Annotated in this window: 20 protein-coding genes; 14 read left to right on the top strand and 6 right to left on the bottom strand. The window is 46.1% G+C overall.

Translation table 11 applies throughout. The features are described from left to right. The first annotated feature begins 22 nt into the window (after positions 1-22). The 3 genes from BLCOC_RS12440 to BLCOC_RS12450 all read left to right on the top strand — a co-directional run bounded on the left by BLCOC_RS12440 (position 23) and on the right by BLCOC_RS12450 (position 2,425). A complete protein-coding gene (locus BLCOC_RS12440) occupies positions 23-499 on the top strand; it encodes an RNA polymerase sigma factor (RefSeq protein WP_115622358.1) in 477 nt (158 codons plus the stop codon). Beyond that, positions 496-1,212, top strand: a complete 717-nt coding sequence (locus tag BLCOC_RS12445; protein WP_029469337.1) for an anti-sigma-I factor RsgI family protein — start codon at positions 496-498, stop codon at positions 1,210-1,212. The genes BLCOC_RS12440 and BLCOC_RS12445 overlap by 4 nt, the downstream gene beginning before the upstream one ends. A 340-nt stretch (positions 1,213-1,552) precedes the next feature. Beyond that, positions 1,553-2,425, top strand: a complete 873-nt coding sequence (locus BLCOC_RS12450; protein ID WP_115622359.1) for a MerR family transcriptional regulator — start codon at positions 1,553-1,555, stop codon at positions 2,423-2,425. A gap of 49 nt (positions 2,426-2,474) precedes the next feature. On the opposite strand, the gene BLCOC_RS12455 is transcribed toward BLCOC_RS12450, so the two are convergent. The 4 genes from BLCOC_RS12455 to BLCOC_RS12470 all read right to left on the bottom strand — a co-directional run bounded on the left by BLCOC_RS12455 (position 2,475) and on the right by BLCOC_RS12470 (position 7,093). Beyond that, entirely contained in the window at positions 2,475-4,508 is a 2,034-nt protein-coding gene (locus BLCOC_RS12455; protein ID WP_115622360.1) for an ABC transporter permease, read from the bottom strand. After that, entirely contained in the window at positions 4,498-5,262 is a 765-nt protein-coding gene (locus BLCOC_RS12460) for an ABC transporter ATP-binding protein (RefSeq protein WP_018594412.1), read from the bottom strand. The genes BLCOC_RS12455 and BLCOC_RS12460 overlap by 11 nt, the downstream gene beginning before the upstream one ends. Positions 5,263-5,387: 125 nt before the next feature. Beyond that, the gene (locus tag BLCOC_RS12465) at positions 5,388-6,422 is read right to left on the bottom strand and encodes a sensor histidine kinase (RefSeq protein ID WP_029469335.1); all 1,035 of its coding nucleotides are present in this window, start codon (positions 6,420-6,422) and stop codon (positions 5,388-5,390) included. Further along, positions 6,419-7,093, bottom strand: a complete 675-nt coding sequence (locus tag BLCOC_RS12470) for a response regulator transcription factor (protein ID WP_115622361.1) — start codon at positions 7,091-7,093, stop codon at positions 6,419-6,421. The genes BLCOC_RS12465 and BLCOC_RS12470 overlap by 4 nt, the downstream gene beginning before the upstream one ends. Before the next feature lie 181 nt (positions 7,094-7,274). Here BLCOC_RS12470 and BLCOC_RS12475 point away from each other — a divergent pair, with 181 nt between their 5' ends. From BLCOC_RS12475 to BLCOC_RS12500, 6 genes are all read left to right on the top strand, one after another. Beyond that, complete coding sequence (locus BLCOC_RS12475) at positions 7,275-7,859, top strand: histidine phosphatase family protein (protein ID WP_029469333.1); 585 nt, start codon at positions 7,275-7,277, stop codon at positions 7,857-7,859. Beyond that, complete coding sequence (locus tag BLCOC_RS12480) at positions 7,856-9,256, top strand: MATE family efflux transporter (RefSeq protein WP_115622362.1); 1,401 nt, start codon at positions 7,856-7,858, stop codon at positions 9,254-9,256. Before BLCOC_RS12475 ends, BLCOC_RS12480 begins: the two co-directional genes overlap by 4 nt. A gap of 81 nt (positions 9,257-9,337) precedes the next feature. Next, a complete protein-coding gene (locus BLCOC_RS12485; protein ID WP_115622363.1) occupies positions 9,338-10,063 on the top strand; it encodes a DUF5058 family protein in 726 nt (241 codons plus the stop codon). Between the two features lie 4 nt (positions 10,064-10,067). After that, positions 10,068-10,733: a hypothetical protein gene (locus tag BLCOC_RS12490; RefSeq protein WP_115622364.1), complete on the top strand. Its 666-nt coding sequence runs from the start codon at positions 10,068-10,070 to the stop codon at positions 10,731-10,733. Positions 10,734-10,745: 12 nt separating this feature from the next. Continuing rightward, positions 10,746-11,540, top strand: coding sequence for a M20/M25/M40 family metallo-hydrolase (locus BLCOC_RS12495; RefSeq protein ID WP_242998942.1), 795 nt, complete (start codon positions 10,746-10,748; stop codon positions 11,538-11,540). After that, entirely contained in the window at positions 11,507-12,190 is a 684-nt protein-coding gene (locus tag BLCOC_RS12500; protein ID WP_242998943.1) for a peptidase dimerization domain-containing protein, read from the top strand. Before BLCOC_RS12495 ends, BLCOC_RS12500 begins: the two co-directional genes overlap by 34 nt. Before the next feature lie 76 nt (positions 12,191-12,266). Here BLCOC_RS12500 and BLCOC_RS12505 read toward each other — a convergent pair whose 3' ends face one another. Together BLCOC_RS12505 and BLCOC_RS12510 are read right to left on the bottom strand one after the other, a co-directional pair. Then, complete coding sequence (locus tag BLCOC_RS12505) at positions 12,267-13,040, bottom strand: GyrI-like domain-containing protein (RefSeq protein ID WP_242998944.1); 774 nt, start codon at positions 13,038-13,040, stop codon at positions 12,267-12,269. Continuing rightward, the gene (locus tag BLCOC_RS12510) at positions 12,991-13,761 is read right to left on the bottom strand and encodes a C45 family autoproteolytic acyltransferase/hydolase (protein WP_242998945.1); all 771 of its coding nucleotides are present in this window, start codon (positions 13,759-13,761) and stop codon (positions 12,991-12,993) included. The genes BLCOC_RS12505 and BLCOC_RS12510 overlap by 50 nt, the downstream gene beginning before the upstream one ends. A 261-nt stretch (positions 13,762-14,022) precedes the next feature. On the opposite strand from BLCOC_RS12510, the gene BLCOC_RS12515 reads away from it, so the two are divergent. From BLCOC_RS12515 to BLCOC_RS12535, 5 genes are all read left to right on the top strand, one after another. After that, positions 14,023-14,463, top strand: coding sequence for a LytTR family DNA-binding domain-containing protein (locus tag BLCOC_RS12515; protein WP_226828346.1), 441 nt, complete (start codon positions 14,023-14,025; stop codon positions 14,461-14,463). A gap of 3 nt (positions 14,464-14,466) precedes the next feature. Beyond that, positions 14,467-14,958 carry a hypothetical protein gene (locus BLCOC_RS12520; protein ID WP_115622365.1) on the top strand — a complete coding sequence of 164 codons (492 nt, stop codon included), beginning with the start codon at positions 14,467-14,469 and terminating at the stop codon, positions 14,956-14,958. A 1-nt stretch (position 14,959) separates the two neighbouring features. Next, the gene (locus BLCOC_RS12525) at positions 14,960-15,814 is read left to right on the top strand and encodes an ABC transporter ATP-binding protein (protein ID WP_115622366.1); all 855 of its coding nucleotides are present in this window, start codon (positions 14,960-14,962) and stop codon (positions 15,812-15,814) included. 1 nt (position 15,815) lies between these two features. Next, entirely contained in the window at positions 15,816-16,514 is a 699-nt protein-coding gene (locus BLCOC_RS12530; protein ID WP_018594399.1) for an ABC transporter permease, read from the top strand. 204 nt (positions 16,515-16,718) lie between these two features. Then, the gene (locus BLCOC_RS12535; RefSeq protein ID WP_115622367.1) at positions 16,719-18,227 is read left to right on the top strand and encodes a helix-turn-helix domain-containing protein; all 1,509 of its coding nucleotides are present in this window, start codon (positions 16,719-16,721) and stop codon (positions 18,225-18,227) included. The last annotated feature ends 105 nt before the right edge of the window (positions 18,228-18,332 follow it).

An 18,332-nucleotide genomic window follows, 5' to 3' on the forward strand; every position in this document is an offset into this window, starting at 1 on the left:
AAGCCGAAAGGATTCTATTCACATGATGACAAAATGGGATATCAATTTAATTGTGGAAGAATATGCAGATACCATAACCCGTATCTGTTATTCTTATGGAAAGAATTATGATGATACCCAGGACATTATGCAGAATGTGTTCTTAAAGCTGATGCGTGCTGATCCGGAATTTGACACAAAAGAGCACGAAAAGGCCTGGATCATCCGGGTCACTATCAATGAGTGCAAGGATTTCCTGAAAAGTATTTTTCACAGGCATACTTCCCTGGAGGAAGTACAGGAAATCCCCATAGAGGAAAAGGAGGATTTATCCTACATCAGGGAGGCTGTCCGGAAGCTCCCGGACAAATACAAATCTGTTATCTACCTTTTTTATTACGAAGGTTATACAGCAGTGGAAATAGCGGGAATCCTGCATAAAAAAGAAAATACGATTTATACCTGGATGAACCGGGGCAGACAGATGTTGAAGGAAATGGTGGGAGGTGACCTAGAATGAGCAGAAAGATCAGAGATGCATTTGAACCTGTGAAAGCAGGAGAACAGATGAAGGAAAGAACAAAAGAAGTCCTGACCGCCCAACTGGAACACTGCTCAAAGCGTCGTTTCTACCAAAGACCAGTATTTTACCGGACGCTGGCCGGGGCCTTGCTGCTGACATTGGTATTTGTGGGGAGCATGAGAGCGTACGAAATCAAAGCCGAGGCGGCATATATCACCATGGAAGGTCCGGTTGAGATTGGTCTGTCCGTAAACGGCAAGGACATAGTGATCTCGGCAGAGGGACTGAACACAGACGGAGAAAACATCGTCTCCCAGGTAGACGTCACAGGAATGCACTACCAAGAAGCGCTGCAGGCAATTATGGAGAACGATTCCTACCAGGAGTGTCAGGGGGGAAAGGCAAAAGTGAAGGTTTCCTGTCATGACAATGAGCAGGAAACAGATATGCAGAAGAGTGCAGATGAGGCATGTCATTCTTACGGCCGGCAATACCGCCAACATCATGGCCAGGAACATGAGGAAGAGACGGAAGGACATGTGGAAAGACATAACGGACAGAGCAGCGGGAAACATGGAGAGGATATCCGGGAAGAACCGCAGGGAGAGATACAGGGAGATCAGGAAAATCAGCAGGACGGCCAGTCATCCGGTGATCCGGGATACCGGGATGGGGAACATGGGCATGGAAATAAACATCACGGGGAGTAAGGATACAACGCAGTTCGCTGCGTCTCCTTCATTCGAGAAAAATCTTCCACAAACTGTGCCCGTACATCTCACGGAAAGTATTTTCCAGACACGCTTTGTGGTTCAGGAATGAAATAGTATCGTGGTGAAATCTTATCACTGATTGCAGCATAGCCATTTCGGCTATGCTGTTTTGTATATTTATTACTGCCTCGGGAATGCCCTGCAAATGCAAGGCAGCACCAGGCGGGACAGAGGAGCTTAACGGTTACCAATTTTTTAATATACTTTGATTTCCTATTGACTCTCACGTCCCGTGATAGTGTAAGATAAAGCTATGGACAGAAGGGAGTGTATTCATATGAAAACAGTAAAACAGGTTTCTGAGCTTTCAGGGATCAGCGTAAGGACATTACAGTATTACCATGAGATAGGGCTTCTGGAACCAACGAAGCTGACAGATTCCGGCTACCGGTTATACGATGATGGAGCGCTGGAGACACTGCAGCAGATCCTCTTTTTCAAAGAACTGGATTTCTCTTTAAAGGAGATCAAAGGGATCATAGAGGATCCGGCCTACGATAAAACGGCAGCGTATAGACAGCAAAAACAATTGTTGGAGGCAAAAAGGAAGAGGCTGGACAAAATGATCTGTCTGCTGGAAAAACTGGAACAGGGGGAAAGGTGTATGAGCTTTGCGGAATTTGATACAAAAGAATATTTTGATATGCTGTCCGATTTCAGGAGAGAGCATGAAGATGCGGTTATAAAAAGCTTTGGAAGTATGGAGGCCTTCGATGAATGGGTGGATAAGTGGAAGGGAAAAGAGTCAATTCTGGTTGATGCGGCAATGGAACACTATGGCAGCATGGAGCAATTTGTAGCCGCCATGAAAAATAATATGGAACGTATGCCTGATTTGATGGAAAGAGGGCGAAAACTCAAAGAATCCGGTGGAATGGAACGGAATAAAGAGATGACCGAAGCGCTTGTATCTGACCTGACAAGGGATCCGGGGGCGGAGGAAGTGCAGGAGATCATAAAGGAATGTGTGGAAATGACAGAAAAACTGTACGAAGGGATGGAGATGGGAAAAGACTTTTGGGAAAGAACAGCGGACAGTTACCTGCATGAAAATGTATTAGTAAAGGCCATGGATAAGATGTATGGCAAAGGAGCTGCTGAATTTGTGGGAAGAGCTTATCAGTATTTTATTCAAAACAGAAAAGCATAGGATGCAGACAGTTGGGGAGGCCGGGTAAAACTGGCTTCCCCAAAGTTTGTTATTCTACATCAGGCATTTTTTGCGCTGACATGATATTCCGTTTGAATTCAATATAAGTAGCAATAAAGTAGATCAGATATACACCGCCAAACAACAGCAGGGCAAGCCCGAAATAAGACCAGGAAGGGGTCTGAATACCGGAGTATTTTACAAAGTTATGGCTGATGTAGCCTACAATGCCTCCGCTCAAAAGAACAGCACCTGCAAAGGGGCAGAGGTAGTAGATGACAAGCTGCCGGAAAACTATCTGGTTCAGCTCTTTTGAGCGCATACCAAGCTTTCCCAGAAGCTGATAACGGTACTTGTATTTTCCGGAATCTGAAAGCTGCTGAACGGCAAGGACCGTAAGGGCAACACAGAGAAATACAAGCCCCACATAAAATAGCGGGAAGATCAGGGTGGAGAGCAGGAATTTCATTTCTCTTGTATCATTTTCTTTTAAAAATACCAGCTTATCCGAGATATAGATGGCGTCCGATCCGGTTTCCCGGTCCAGGCTGTCTATATAATCATCAAGCTCTTCATAGGAGTCATTTGTCATGTGTATTCCCCGCATGGACAGCACCTGATCATAAAAATCATCTGGGAGGCTTCCCTTTATACTGGCTGCCATGAGAGAGTAATAAGGTGTCATGGATGCAGCCGTTTCGTCCGGGACGACCAGCAGATAATCAGCACCATTGTGACCGCTTTGCTCAAAGGGTTCCGTATAGATCCCGGCACAGGTATGATCTGTGTTTTGGATTTTTAAGGGCTTTGCACAAAAGGCAGCCATGGTCTTTTTAAGCCTCTTTTTTGTGTGTATCAGATACTGGTCAGGTTCCAGGGATACAGGTTCAAGACGCAGCATTTCCCGCAGGCGGTTATAATCGCTTAAACGGATATAGGTATCGTATTTGAAGTAATAGGAGCTGTCTGTCTGTGAGAGCTGTTCCACAAGATAGCGGCTGCAGGCATTGGTGTTGTTCTGATAAATGTCATAGGCCAGGAAATCTGTGATCCCGGCGTATTTTTCAGTGAGCGTTTTTTCTTTGGAGAAATCATAGCCGGGATGCTCACTGTAAATGCAGACATCAAAGGGGTACTTTTCCTCTGCCTGGGTATTTTGAAACTGGTTCAGCATCAGGGCATCGGATACTCCTACCAGAGCTGCCATGAAAAGAATGGTGAGTGTACCCAGTGTAAACTGCATGGTTTTCACTTTGGAGGCAAGCTGCCGGAGAAGAAAAATATTGGCTCCGCGGTATACCACTGACTTTCCCTTACGGATACAGCTGATAAGAAAAGCGGACAGTCCGATATAGAGAAAATAAACAGAGGCAATGAGTGCCCCGATCATGGGATAGACATTCCACTGGTTAAAGTGTCCGAAATACAACATCCACCCAAACAGGACAATAAGGATGAGAGATGCAAAAAACATCCATTGTTTTCCCGTATTGTTCCCGTTTTTCAGCTCTTCGTTCTGACGGTCCAGATACATCATTTCGCGGATATTCATCTTTTTAAACCGCCGGTTACTCCGGAACATTGCCAGTACATAAGAACCGAAGAAAATACCTGCTGTCATGAAAAAAGTCCCCATATTCCAACGGATACGGATCGTATAATCTGCCTGCACAATGGCATAGATCAGTGTGGTGATAACCTGCTGCAAAAAGAGGCCGGGAAGCAGGCCGATGAAAAAGGCAGCCAGACCGAGAAGCAGCATTTCCTTTAAAAACAGTCTTGCGATCTGCTTTTTATGAAAGCCGAGAAGCAGGTAGGTGGCAAATTCTCTGCTGCGTTTTTCAGCCATGAATTTCATCATATAGTGTACAAGCCATATCATGATCAATACAATAAAAAAGGTGGCAAGTCCCAGCATGGCCCCCATCATGCCGGCTTCAGAGCAGAGCTTTTTTACATCGTCTGAGAAGATCATGGAGTCAAAAGAGAACATCAGGGCAGCAGTAAATATCATGGTCAGAAGATAGATGAGATAGTCCCTAAAAGAGCGCTTGGCATTGCGGAGAGCCAGCTTATTCAGCATCCCCATCACCTCCTGTCAGAGAGAGCACATCTAGAATTTCATCCAGGAATTTTTTCCTGCTTTTGGAGCCTTTCTGCAGCTCATGAAAGATTTTCCCATCTTTCAGAAATAGAATGCGTTTGCAGTAACTTGCGGAAAAAGCATCGTGAGTGACCATCAGTATGGTGGCATTCATCTGTTCGTTCATATGTGTAAAGGTCTCTAAAAGCATTCTGGCAGACTTGGAATCCAAAGCCCCTGTGGGTTCATCAGCGTATACGATTTTCGGATGGTTGATCAGTGCCCTGGCGCAGGCGCAGCGCTGCTTTTGTCCGCCGGAGACCTGATAGGGGAATTTGTCGCAGAGGGGCAGAATATCCAGGCGTTCCATGATTTTTCTGGTCCGCTCCTGGATCTCCTTTTTGCTTTTTTTCGTCAGGGACATGGCAAGGGAAATATTCTCCTGAATGGTCAATGTGTCAAGCAGATTAAAGTCCTGGAAGACGAATCCCAGATTGTTTTTCCTGAAATCAGCCATTTTATCCTCATTGAGCTTTGTAATGTCCTCCTGATCATAATAAATATGGCCTGAGGTCACCATATCCACAGTTGCCAGCAGGTTTAAAAGGGTGGTCTTGCCGCTTCCGCTGGCCCCCATAATGCCGGTAAACTCTCCTCTGTTTACAGTAAATGAGATGCGGTCCACAGCTTTTGTAATATTATTTTTGCTTCCGTAGTATTTTTCAATATCTTCTACACGGATCAATTCTTCCATAATGCTATCCTTCCTTTCCGGTTGGTGTACAGGAATTCTCCTGTTCTGGTTTCTATGATACCGGAAAGTACACACGTTTCATATAAATGTAGTCTGCAGTAACCTTACAATTTTGAAAGATTGGTTCAGGCCTCTGCATTTTGCCCGTCTCTTGAAAAATGGCTGCTGCCGTCGGGAAAATGAAGAAGGATTTTTGTATATTCCCCTTCCTTTGACCGGGCCTCTATAGAGATCCCCAGTTTTCTGCACAGCTTTCTGCACAGATATAATCCGATACCCGTAGACTGCCGGTTATGTCTGCCATTGGTCCCGGTAAATCCCTTGTCAAAGATGCGTCCGATCTCGCTGTCCAGAATGCCGATGCCATTGTCTTCAACGGTAAGCGCAGTACAGTTATTCTCTCTGGATGTATCAATAGATATGCGGCATACATCCTCTTTTTTATACTTTACGGCATTGAGAAATATCTGATTCAGGATAAACTCCAGCCATTTATCATCACAGTATACGGATTCAGTGCAGCCATGCAGATCGATCTGCACATTGTTTTTGATCAGATAGGGACGGATGCGCTGTATGGCAGTCAAAACCACATCCTTCAGCAGAATTTTGTGTATGAAATAGTCCTGATACACCGTGTCGGATCTGGCATAAAAAAGTGCCTTTTCCACATCATTTTCCAGTTCTGCCAGCTGGGCTTTGATCTTCCTTGTCTCCGCTGTCCTGTTGTTGTCACAGATGAGATTCATGGAGGTGATAGGAAGCTTTACCTCGTGGATCCAGTTTTCTATAAAGTCTTTATATTCTGTGCGCTCAGATTCCAGATGATGGACAGCGTCAATCACAGATTTGTTGGAGCTTCTGAGTACCCTTTTGTAAAGCCTGTCTTCCAGGCGGAAAGAGTCCGGCATAACTTCTGAGATGAGATAGGGCTTGTCCAGGGAATTTAAAATGTGGAACAGCTCCTTGAAATATCTGTTTTTCTTATACCAGTCAGTCACCAGGCAGACAGCCAGAAGAAAGAGCCAGGAGAGATAAAAAAGCAGAAGCTGGTTCTTTTTAAGACCGCAGGTGTATAAGTAAATAAAACTGCCTGTGATGCACAGGAAATGAAGCAGTATGGTGAGGGTTTTGTCTTTTATATAATCCGGAAAATTCATATGCAGTATCCCTGTCCTCTCCTTGTCTCGATCAGATGATCCACACCGATCTTGCGCAGCTTGCTGCGGATGCGGGTGATATTGACACTCAGCGTATTGTCATCTATAAATATCTGATTATCCCACAGATCATCAATGATATCTTCTCTCGGTACGATCTCTCCGCATCTGGAAAACAGATTCCAGCAGATGCGAAGTTCATTTCTGGTAAGCTCCGTTGTCTTTCCTTTGCAGGTCAGGGTGCTGTTTAAAAGGTTCAGCTCACATCCGCGGCAGGTCAGGATACAGGAGTCAGATGCTTTGTTTTGGCTGCCGGAGCGTTTCAGCACGGCTGCTATCCGGGCAAGCAGTACAGGGGCAACGTAGGGTTTTGTAATATAGTCATCCCCACCCATCATAATGCCGTTCAGTTCATCCATGGAGGAACTGCGGCTGGTCACAAAGATGACGGGTGTATTTTTGGTCCTGCGGATCTCCCTGCACAGGGACAGGCCGTCAATTCCCGGAAGCTGGATATCAAGCAGGATCAAATCGGGGGAAAGCTTATCTATCTGTGCGGGAATATGGGAAAAATCCTCAATGCTGTCTGCCTGATACAGGGCATTTTCCAGCATCAGCTTCAGTTCACTGCGGATATCGGTATCGTCCTCAATAATTAATATGTGATACAAATTCAGGCCTCCTGCTGTTTTTTATGTAACTATTTACCGGTAACAGTAAAGGTAAGGAACCGTTACATTTCTTATATTATAGTATTCCTTCCAAAGGTTTGCAATGAAAAGGAAAATTCATTGCGCTAATTGGGAAAAACAGGTATAATTTTTAGAAAAGAAAATGGAAAGAGGGGAGAATATGATGGATTTGCTGCTTGTCAGACATGGTGAGCCGGATTATTCGGATATTGATGAGAGAGGGTATATAGGGCATGGCCGTGATCTGGCTAAATTAACGGAAAAAGGAGTGCGGCAGGCAGAGCGGGCGGCTGAGGATACAAGGCTGCAGGGCGCAGAGCTGATCCTGTCCTCACCCTATACCAGGGCGCTTCAGACGGCGTCGATCATATCACGGATCACGCAGATTCCGCTTACAGTGGAGACGGATCTTCACGAGTGGATGCCTGATCTGTCTTTTATGTATGAAGGACCGGAAGAGATCCCGGCTGTATTAAGAGAAATGGAGATGTATAGAGGAGAGTGGTGCCGGGAATGCCGTTATCGGTGGGAAAGCCTCTCAAAGGTGGGAGAACGCGCCTTTTTTGCAGTGAAAAAATATTTACACTGCAAAAAAATAATCCTGGTTGCCCATGAGACGGTAATACAGCGGTTTGTGAAAATGGAATCTGTGCCCTGCGGCTCTGTGACAGAGATGGACTTTAGTCAGGAGAGCCGTTGGTTTGGGTATTATCAGGACATAAGAGGGATGGGGACAGCAAAATGACAGGAGTACGCAGGACAGAGACCACGAATATACATAGCAGGGTGAATAAAACCTTTTATTACAGCTTTTTTTCCATTTATGCGGCGCTGGTGCTGCAGAATGTTATCACACTCAGTGTTAATCTGGCGGATAATATGATGTTAGGTGCTTACAGTGAAACGTCACTGGCAGGTGTGGCAGCGGTGAATCAGATCCAGTTTGTCTTTCAGCAGATCCTTATGGCACTGGGGGACGGGCTGGTGATCTTCTGCAGCCAGTATTGGGGGAAAAAGCAGATCGAACCTATGAAAAAAATTGCCGCCGCAGCCATGCACGCGGGACTTGTGGTGGCCCTTCTTTTGTTTGTACTGGTCAGTTTATTTCCCTATCAGGTGGTCGGGGTTTTCACTACTGACAGGGACATCATTGAGGAGGGCGTACGGTATCTGAATCTTATACGGTTTACGTATTTATTCTTTGCGGTCACCCAGCTTTTGCTGGCAGCGCTCAGAAGCGTGGAGGTGGTAAAGATTGCATTCTGCCTCTCCATCATGACGTTTTTTATCAACTGCGGAATTAATTATGTGCTCATATACGGACATTTCGGTGCGCCGGAGATGGGAACAGCAGGTGCTGCGGTGGGCACGCTGACAGCCAGGATCGTGGAGTGCGCAGTGCTGATCGGATACATGATCAAAAAAGAGAAGAATCTGAATCTCAGATTGAAGGATTATCTCCGTTTTGACAGGGTCCTCTGCAGAGATTACTTTAAGATCACAGCTCCTATGGTGGTAGTACAGAGTCTCTGGGGAGTGAATACCGCTCTGCAGACGGTGATCCTGGGGCATATGACATCCGCGGCAATTGCTGCCAACAGTGCTGCCTCCACCTTGTTTTTGATGGTCAAGTCCACTGCAGTAGGGGCTGCATCCACTGCATCTATCATCATAGGAAAGACCATCGGAACAGGTGATATGGCATTGACAAAGGTCTATGCCAGGGTAATGCAGAGAATGTTCCTGGTGATAGGGATTCTTTCGGGCATCCTGCTGTTCTTTCTCCGCATTCCAATCCTAAGCCTTTACGATCTGTCGCCTGCCACAAAGGATATGGCGAATACATTTCTGATAATTTTAAGTGTGGTCTGTGTGGGAATGTCCTATCAGATGCCCACTAATAATGGAATTATCCGTGGCGGGGGAAATGCCATGTTTGTGGTAAAGATGGATTTGATCAGCATCTGGTGCATTGTACTTCCGCTGTCATTTTTTATGGCTTTCGTGGTGAAGGCATCTCCGGCAGTGGTGGTCTGCTGTCTGAATGCAGACCAGATATTTAAGTGCGTTCCGGCATTTTTGGAATCCCACTATGGGAACTGGATACGGAAGCTGACCAGGGATGAAAGTCCGGCCCTGTAGAATTCTGGAAGGGAAGACAGAACTTTTTTGATGGATACTTATAGATTATTAATAGAATTGTGAAATGAGGGAGGAGAAAGCATGAAATTTCAACCAAACAGTACATTCCTGTTTATTCTGGCAGGACTGGTGATCCTGTTCGTCATTGCCCAGTCCGTATTTTTTCTGATGAGGGCCTACAGACGCGGAAAAAGTCTGGGGATACAAACGGCACAGATGAGGAAAACCATACTGTCAACAGCCGTATTTACCCTGGCTCCTGCGGTGTCAATACTGCTGGGGGTCATCACCCTTTCAAAGTTTTTAGGGCTGCCGCTGCCATGGCTGCGGCTGAGCGTGATCGGAGCCATTACATATGAACTTCCGGCAGCTACGTCCACAGCAAATGCACTGCATATTTCCCTGTCGGAGACCGTGACAGACCCGAGGGTCTACACAGCGATCTGCTGGGTGATGACACTGGGTATCTTCCCGGGTCTTATATGGGTGCCGCTTTTTATCAAAAAGATCCAGGGCGGTCTTATGAAAATTAAAAACAAAGACAGCAAATGGGGCGATATCTTTATGACTGCCATGTTTTTAGGCATGATATCCGCATTTCTCGGAATGGTGTTCTCTGACATCCGCAGCGGACTGAAGGGATGGATCCCCATTTTTGTCCTGCTGTTTTCCGCGCTTCTTATGGGGATCTGCGGGATACTCATTAAAAAATGCGGCTGGAAATGGCTGGAGAATTATGCGCTTCCTGTCAGTATGCTGGGAGCTATGATATTCGCGGCGATGATCACACCTATGATAGGAGGCTGACAAGATGAAGAAAAACGGCAGAACATATGAAGATATGACACATATTTACGGACGGATCTGGATCCTCTGTGCCCTGGGCATGATTTTTGCGTATCCTATCGTCACCTGTATATATTATCAGGCCTGGCCGGGCTGGAAACCGGTGCTCACAGGCTTATTGGGGGTGGCGCCTATTTTCTGGACAGTGGGTCTGATAGAGGTACTGACCTTTGTTCCCATGCTGGGGACAGCCGGGTCTTATCTGGCCTTTGTCACAGGGAATTTGACGAATCTGAAAGTTCCTGCGGCGCTCACCGCTATGGATAATGCGGGAGTAAAGCCCGGTACAGAGAAAGGTGAGGTGATCTCCACCATCGCAGTGGCGACTTCCTCTATTGTCACTACCATAGTGATCGCCTTGGGCGTGGCGCTTCTTGTGCCGCTGACGCCGGTATTGAACAATCCGGCAGTGAAGCCGGCATTTGACAATATACTTCCATCCCTGTTTGGCGGCCTGGCGGTTGTGTATGTGAGCAAGAACTGGAAGATTTCAGTTACCCCGCTGCTGTTCATGGTCATACTGTTTCTTTTGGTGCCGTCCCTATCCGGGTCGGTAGGTGTGCTGGTCCCTGTGGGGGCACTGATCGCCATTGGTTCGGCGAGATTTTTATATAAAAACGGAAAGTTATAGGAGGGATTTGAAATGCTGCAGATCATATTATGGGTTCTTTTGGCAGCAGTCATTGGATTTTTGGCTGTTATATTTGTGCGGGCCGCTATGTTCAGTCCGAAACCGGAGCGGAAGCCTTCGGGGGAACAGGTGACAGTGCAAGAGGAAAAAGTAATACAGGATATGGCTGAAATGATACGCTGTAAAACCGTATCGTATAACGATGAAAGCCTGATAGACAAGGAAGAATTCCGGAAATTCCAGGAGCTGCTTCCGAAGGTCTATCCGGAGATCCACAGCCGTCTTTCCCGGCAGTTTATCGGGGTGAACGGTATGCTTTACCACTGGAAAGGAAAAAATGAAGGGCGTCCGGTTGTGCTTATGTCCCATTACGATGTGGTTCCTGTGGAAGAATCACAGTGGGAAAAGCCTGCGTTTGAGGGAATCGTGGAGGATGGTGTCCTATGGGGCAGAGGAACACTAGATACAAAAGGAACTCTCTGCGGGATCATGGAAGCAGCGGAACAGCTCCTGAAAGAGGGATATGTGCCGGAACATGATATTTACTTTGCCTTTTCCGGACAGGAGGAGATCAACGGACCAAGCTGCCCATCCATTGTGGATTGGTTTGAAAAAAAGGGCATTTCACCGGCAATGGTGGTAGATGAAGGCGGTGCAGTGGTGGAAAATGTATTTCCGGGTGTGTCGCGGGAGTGTGCCCTTATCGGCATTGCGGAGAAAGGGCTTACTAACATTGAATTCCATGCAAAAAGCAATGGAGGTCATATGCCTCTATGCCTCCGGTCCACACCATTGTGGGACAGTTAGCTCAGGCTGTGACAGAGGTAGAGAACCATCCGTTTCCGCGTCAGCTCACAAAGCCTGTGAGGGAGATGCTGGATATACTGGGACGTCATTCTACGTTTCTTTACAAAGTGATATTTGCAAATCTCTGGTGTTTTGAGGGCGTATTTGACAAGGTATGCAAAAAGTCGGGTGGTGAGCTGAACGCCATGATGCGCACTACCTGTGCCGTGACAAAAATGGAAGGCGGAAAAGCTTACAATGTCATTCCGCCCAAAGCCTCTGTGGGTATGAACCTCAGGCTGATCGGCAGGGATACTGTGGAATCCGCCAGGGATTATCTGGCACATATCATCCATGATCCCGATATAGAGGTGTCTGTGGTGGAGGGAAGAAATCCTTCAGCAGAATCCGATACCTCCTGCAGGGAGTGGGAACTTTTATCCCAGGCAGTGTGTGACACCTGGCCGGAGGCACTGGTTTCACCTTATCTCATGATGGCCTGCAGCGATTCCTGGCATTACTGCAGGATCACTGACAGGGTTTACAAATTTTCTGCCATGAAGCTGTCAAAAGAGGAGAGGGGAATGATTCACGGAAACAATGAGAGGGTTCCTGTGAAAACCCTGGTAAAGACTGTTGAATTTTATATCAGGCTTATGAAGAACTGTTGAGCAGCCGGCTGATCTGATTTCCTTTACCTGTGGCGAAGGCTGTTCTGCGCAGTCTTTGCCAACAGTTATGAAAGTGCTAAACGTTTACCGGAAAATAAATATCAATCTCGGAATTCTCATCATCCGGGCCTGTAAAACGTTCTGTATAGCATTCAAAGTCATCACGTCCGGCAAGTTCAAAACCGCTTTTGGGGAACCAGACAACCCAGATATAATGATATGTCCGGATCAGGGTGTCTACGGTTCCCTTATGGGTAAATTTTGCGTATGTTCCGCCGCACAGTTTTTTTATTTTCATATCTTTTGGAACCGGATAATTGTCGGGAATCTCAACACCTGCAAAGGCGGAAGATTCACTGTCTGTATGAAAGTCATCAGAAGAACAGGTGGATCCGGCTTCATAGACGCCATACCGCTTGTTTGCCAGCAGTTCGGCAGGAACCTTCGTGTTAAACTGCTGCCATGCGGCCACTGATTCATTGCCGCTGACCGTTGTATGGAACCGGATACCCATGATAGTCACGGCAGGTATGACCGTGATCTCAGGATGTAATCCCGCATGGGTGACAATGGATTGGTCGGGCATCTGTGCTGACTGCCGGTTTCCGATCAAAATATCAATTCCGCGTTTTCTGTATTCCGTAGGTGTCATGGCATATCTGTCTTTAAAAGCCCGGGTGAAGCTCTCTGCTGATTCAAAATACAGAGACAGCCCGATATCAATTATCTTTTTTTTGCTGTGAGTCAGTTCCCACGCCGCCTGTGTCAGGCGCCTGCCTCTTATATAGCTCCCGATGGTTTCACCCATAACTGCGCTGGTGGTTTGTGGAAGTGAGATACGTTTTGTCACTGCTTCCATCCAGGATTTCGTAAGATTTATGGCCGTCAATACATTGTAATAATGCTATTCTATCACAGCTGTCAGCTAACATCAAATTGATATTAAAACCAATCGGGGCATCCATAGCCCAATGGACCGCTTCATCCACAGTTTTGCAGTTTTCCAGTATACTGCGGACAACGATCCAAAGCTGAAAGCCTGTCACACCTGCTTTTTGTGCACCCTCGAAATTGCCCACGGGAAGTCCGTTGCCGGCCTGACAGACAGCAAGACCGTGTTCATTCATTCCGTCACCTCTGCCGAAGAGATGCAGAGTCGAGCCAATATAGCTGTATTTTCCTTCAATCGCCGTATAAGCAAAGCACATTTCTTCCAACTCATCATGAAAATCATAATTTCTTGCCATCATAGTATGGCCGTTTTCTGTTTTGGAGGGCAGCGCCGCCATCAGGCTGCACCCGCGCTCCAGATATGTCATTGCATAGAAAATGATCTGTTCTCCTCTCACACCGACTGTATCTGAAAATCCTCTGATCTCCTCATTGATACCGGGACAGTACCTGTCCAGAAGAGCAGTGATCTGTGCGTATTTATCCCGGGGATAAGTGTTTGGAGGAAGCAAAGCTTTCTGCAGCAGATCAGGGGCAGACAATATCCAGTTTCCTATCTGTGTTCCCACTTCATAGCTTGTTCCCGAAAAATTTTTCAAAAATACATTGGTTTTTTCCATATTTTTTACCATTCCTTTCTTTGATAAAAGGATTATAATTTGAAACAGAGATAGAAACTTGATATTTTTTGCGGTATGTACTGGAGAGCCGTTAGAGGTATTTCGGAGACGGGCATGGGAGATACCGTCAGAAGTATTTTCAAGGCAGACAAGCATTGCGCCGGCAACTTAGCTGCCGTATGGGGCAACTGGGTTTCCGGCCTGTTGCGCATTTGGACGGAGTCTGCTATGGTTGACACAGAAGGGAAAGGAGATGGCAGCGTGAAGATTACAGTGCACACGGACGCAGAAGAGAAAGAGATCAATATCCACGTGACCTGCCCAGGCATGACGCCGGAGATCGAGAGGATACTCTCCATGCTGCATATGCTGAATAAACAGCTTGTGGGACATAAGGAGGGGGAGATGCATCTGATCGAAGCGGCGGATGTGCTGTATATTGATACAGCAGATAAAAGAACATTTTTGTACACTAAAAATGAGATATATGAGACTGAGCTTAAACTCTATGAACTGGAAGAACAACTGAAGGACGCTGATTTTTTCAGGGCAAATAAGTCCTGCATTATAAACTTTAGACACATTGCGTCCTTGAAGTCAGAGCTGAACCGGCGTCTTCTTGTAACAATGACAAACGGAGAAAAACTGATCGTGTCCAGACAATATGCAGAGTATGTAAAAGAGAAACTGGAGGTGCGGTAGTGTATGGAAAAGAATAAGACGGTATTTGACTTTTTGGGAAATATGTTTTGCATTTACGGAATCACTGCGGCAATGCTCATACTGTTCGCTCTGGCCTTTGGTGAAACCGCCAAGGAAATCTCAGGTATGTTCCGCCTCGGAAAGCAGGGAATCCCTCTGGAAGTTATGGCAGAATTTCTGCTGACTTCTTTTTTGGTCACATGTATGCAGTATCTGTTTTTTTCGGAGAAGATTTTTAAGCATATGTCAGGAAACAGGCGGACAGTATACATGCTCCTGTCAATTTTTGTGATCACCAGTGCGGCAATATGGAAATTCAGATGGTTTCCTGTCAATATGTGGGAGCCGTGGGCGTGCTTCTTTCTAAGCTTTTTCGTCAGCGTTTTGGTGAGCATAGGTGTCATGAGACTGAAGATAAAGGCGGAGGACCGCAAGCTGGAAGAAGGACTGAAACGGATGAAGGAAAAATGGAAAGAGGAAGGGAAGGAATCATAATATGGGTTGTGAATGCAGCATCAAAATAATGGATATCACCCAAAGATTCGGGGATAAAACAGTTTTAAAAAGTATTGATCTGACACTCAGAAAAGGGGAAATCTTTGGCCTTTTGGGTCCGTCCGGAGCAGGGAAAACCACCCTCATCAAAATCCTTACAGGGCAGCTTGTGCAGACCGGAGGAAGGGCGGAAGTGCTGGGGACAGATACCAGAGCGCTTACCAGCAGTATTTACACAAAAATGGGGATGGTGCTTGACAACACAGGATTGTATGAACGGCTGAGCTGTCGTGACAATCTGGCACTGTTTGCACAGATTTACAGGATACCCAAGACGAAAATCCGGGAAATTTTAGGGGAAGTAGGTCTTTTGGAGGCAGAGAAACGTCCGGTCAGCAAACTTTCAAAGGGAATGCGGCAGCGCCTGGTCATGGCAAGGGCATTGATGCACAGTCCTGAAATCTTATTTCTGGACGAACCAGGAAGTGCCCTGGACCCTTCCACAGTAAATGAGATCCATGATCTGATCCGCAGAGAACAGACGAAAGGCGCGACGATCTTTTTGACCACACATAATATGGAGGAGGCGGCAAAGCTATGCGACCATGTAGCCCTTCTTCACGAGGGAAATATCGTGGAATACGGAAAACCGGAAGAAATCTGCAGGAAATATAATTACCAGAACAGGATTAAGATTCTGCTGAAAAACGGCAGGGAGATCATTCTTCAAAATGAGAAGAAAGAAGCCGGCAGGATCCAGGAGCTTTTTGCGTCGGAACAGGTGGAGAGCATCCATTCCACAGAGCCGAATCTGGAGACGGTCTTCCTGGAACTGACCGGAAGGAGGTTTGAATAGTATGGATGGGAGAAAGATATGTGCCGTGTGGAAAAAACAGGTAAAAGACACTTTGAAAAATAAGGTCATACTGATCCAGTTCATTATGTTTCCCATGCTGACTGCTGTGATGCAGAATGCCATGGACATACAGGGAATGCCGAAAAACTATTTTGTCACGCTCTTTGCCACCATGTACATTGGCATGGCACCGCTCACAGCCATGGCTGCCATTATCTCGGAAGAAAAAGAGTGCAATACACTGCGTGTGCTGCTTATGTCTAACGTTAAGGCCGGAGAATATTTATTGGGAACCGGAGGATATGTATTTATGATATGTACTCTGGGGGCCATATGCTTCGGGGTTATGGGGAATTTCCGGGGAAAGGAGCTGGCCGGTTTTGTGTTTGCCATGTGCGTTGGGATCATGATCTCCCTTCTCTTGGGAGCCGCGATCGGAGTCAGGAGCAAAGGCCAGATGGCGGCCACTTCCATATCGGTTCCGGTTATGATGATCCTCTCTTTTCTTCCCATGCTTGCCTCATTCAATGAGAAGATTGCCAAGGTGTCAAAATATATCTTCTCACAGCAGGTCAGCAGGATCATGGAGGATATGGGATCACATACAGCAGAGGCGGGCAGCATCATGATCATAGGCGTCAATTTCATTGTTGTGGTGCTGTTTTTTACATTTTGCTACAGGAGATATGGGCTTGAATAGGTATTGTGATAACACGGGTTTGAGAGTATAATAAATGAAAATGCCGGGACGTGTATGAAAATCCATTCCCGACAAGCTTCAGATATATTCCGGGGCAAACAGCGTGGGAATACAGAGGACGGAACAGGCAGAAGCTGTGCTTGTTCTGTCTTTTTTTGAAAAAAAGACAGGCAGGGATCTGCACAATTTGAGGAGGAAAAAGGTATGAAGCTGAATATGACGATTATTTTTGATCATCTGGACAGAGCAGAGGTGACAAAAAAGCGGATCAGCCGCCCCTTTGATTTTTATCTGGATAAGATAGAGATCTGTACAGGAAAAATGTGGCAGGTATCCAGCCTCTGCATAGCAGATGCCAAAAGTCTCCCCGGTGTTCCAGAGACAAAAGACAGCGTATCCCTTATCTGTATAGGACAGCTTCCGGATGCTTATACAGAGATTCCCTGTGAATATATCTGTATAAAGGAGGGGACGGACATCGCCAAGCTGTTCCAGGAAGCAGCAGAGGTTTTCCGGCTGTTTCAAGATATTGAGGTGAGGCTCTTAAGATGTCTTGTGGACCATGCACCTATGAACGAGATAGGAAGAATACTTTTTGAAATACTGGAGAATCCTGTTTCCTTTGCCACGCCTGTATTTCGCATCATGATGTATGTGCCCGGAAAGAACAGCAGTTATAAGAATTTTTCACTGGCTGAAAATACCTATCTTCCGGAAGATGAGTACATGGTGGTGGTCTCAGACCCTGAGTACAAGGCAACCTTAAAGACAAAGATACCCGGAATCTTTTCTGAGAAGATGTACGGGTTTCGGAAGATTTACTGCAACATTTTTCACAGGCAGGAGTATCTTGGGAGACTGGTTGCAGATGAAGTGTACCGTCCCTGCAGAGAAAGTGATCTGTCCTTTTTAATGCTCATATCTGACTATGTGAAAATGGCGTACCTCGACATTTGCCCGGTCAATCTGGGGGAGACAAAGGAGTTTGACCATATGGTGAGGGAACTCACACTTTCCCAGCGGCCTTATCTGGAGGCATATGATCCAATACTCCGGTCTTACGGATGGGAAAAGTCAGATACGTATCTCTATGTCTATCTTTCCAGCTTTTCAGAGAATAACCGTCATTCCAGGCTTGCCGAACACATGCTTTACCTGCATCGGATCCTGGACAGCAACTATACCTTTGTTCACGAAAACCACATTCATCTCATTCTTCGCTACCCAAACGGACAAAACAAAAAAATATATGAAATTTTGGAGAGCTTTGCCGGCCGTCACGATTTTTATATAGGCTGCAGCAGTTGGTTTCATGATTTTGAAAAAACAGGCATGTATTTTCATCAGGCTGTCATTGCTTTTGAGACAGGCAATCAGACGGAACCTTCAAAGAGAGTCTATTTATTTGAAAAATATATTCTGGAGTATATCGTAAAGACTGCCTGTCTGAAGCACAACAAAGAATTTTATATAGCTCCGCCCCTGTCCGCCCTTATGGATTATGACCGGAAGCATGGAACAGAGCTGCTGCACACCCTGAAAATCTGTCTTGAAAACAGCGGCAGGGCAGTCATTGCCCAGGATATTCTGCACGTGCACCGGACCACGTACCTGTACAGGATCAAAAGGATTGAAGAGATCACCGGCTGGCAGCTAAACGATTACAGGACGAGATTATATCTTATGATCCTATTTGAGATGATAGATGCGTGAGGCGGCTGGCATTGCTACAAAATATAGGAAAGAGCCGGAAAAGCTTTCGATGTTATGAGCATTTTATTTTACACTTGCCGATGCTATGATGTAAGCATAAAAAGA

This window comes from Blautia coccoides (genome assembly GCF_034355335.1).
Lineage (GTDB): Bacteria > Bacillota > Clostridia > Lachnospirales > Lachnospiraceae > Blautia > Blautia producta.

What these genes read in the sequence shown, in the direction of transcription:
- BLCOC_RS12440 (WP_115622358.1), top strand. Translation starts at nt 23, where the DNA reads ATGATGACAAAATGGGATATCAATTTAATTGTGGAAGAATATGCAGAT.
- BLCOC_RS12445 (WP_029469337.1), top strand. Translation starts at nt 496, where the DNA reads ATGAGCAGAAAGATCAGAGATGCATTTGAACCTGTGAAAGCAGGAGAA.
- BLCOC_RS12450 (WP_115622359.1), top strand. Translation starts at nt 1,553, where the DNA reads ATGAAAACAGTAAAACAGGTTTCTGAGCTTTCAGGGATCAGCGTAAGG.
- BLCOC_RS12455 (WP_115622360.1), bottom strand. Translation starts at nt 4,508, where the DNA reads ATGCTGAATAAGCTGGCTCTCCGCAATGCCAAGCGCTCTTTTAGGGAC.
- BLCOC_RS12460 (WP_018594412.1), bottom strand. Translation starts at nt 5,262, where the DNA reads ATGGAAGAATTGATCCGTGTAGAAGATATTGAAAAATACTACGGAAGC.
- BLCOC_RS12465 (WP_029469335.1), bottom strand. Translation starts at nt 6,422, where the DNA reads ATGAATTTTCCGGATTATATAAAAGACAAAACCCTCACCATACTGCTT.
- BLCOC_RS12475 (WP_029469333.1), top strand. Translation starts at nt 7,275, where the DNA reads ATGATGGATTTGCTGCTTGTCAGACATGGTGAGCCGGATTATTCGGAT.
- BLCOC_RS12480 (WP_115622362.1), top strand. Translation starts at nt 7,856, where the DNA reads ATGACAGGAGTACGCAGGACAGAGACCACGAATATACATAGCAGGGTG.
- BLCOC_RS12485 (WP_115622363.1), top strand. Translation starts at nt 9,338, where the DNA reads ATGAAATTTCAACCAAACAGTACATTCCTGTTTATTCTGGCAGGACTG.
- BLCOC_RS12490 (WP_115622364.1), top strand. Translation starts at nt 10,068, where the DNA reads ATGAAGAAAAACGGCAGAACATATGAAGATATGACACATATTTACGGA.
- BLCOC_RS12495 (WP_242998942.1), top strand. Translation starts at nt 10,746, where the DNA reads ATGCTGCAGATCATATTATGGGTTCTTTTGGCAGCAGTCATTGGATTT.
- BLCOC_RS12500 (WP_242998943.1), top strand. Translation starts at nt 11,507, where the DNA reads ATGCCTCCGGTCCACACCATTGTGGGACAGTTAGCTCAGGCTGTGACA.
- BLCOC_RS12510 (WP_242998945.1), bottom strand. Translation starts at nt 13,761, where the DNA reads ATGGAAAAAACCAATGTATTTTTGAAAAATTTTTCGGGAACAAGCTAT.
- BLCOC_RS12520 (WP_115622365.1), top strand. Translation starts at nt 14,467, where the DNA reads ATGGAAAAGAATAAGACGGTATTTGACTTTTTGGGAAATATGTTTTGC.
- BLCOC_RS12525 (WP_115622366.1), top strand. Translation starts at nt 14,960, where the DNA reads ATGGGTTGTGAATGCAGCATCAAAATAATGGATATCACCCAAAGATTC.
- BLCOC_RS12530 (WP_018594399.1), top strand. Translation starts at nt 15,816, where the DNA reads ATGGATGGGAGAAAGATATGTGCCGTGTGGAAAAAACAGGTAAAAGAC.
- BLCOC_RS12535 (WP_115622367.1), top strand. Translation starts at nt 16,719, where the DNA reads ATGAAGCTGAATATGACGATTATTTTTGATCATCTGGACAGAGCAGAG.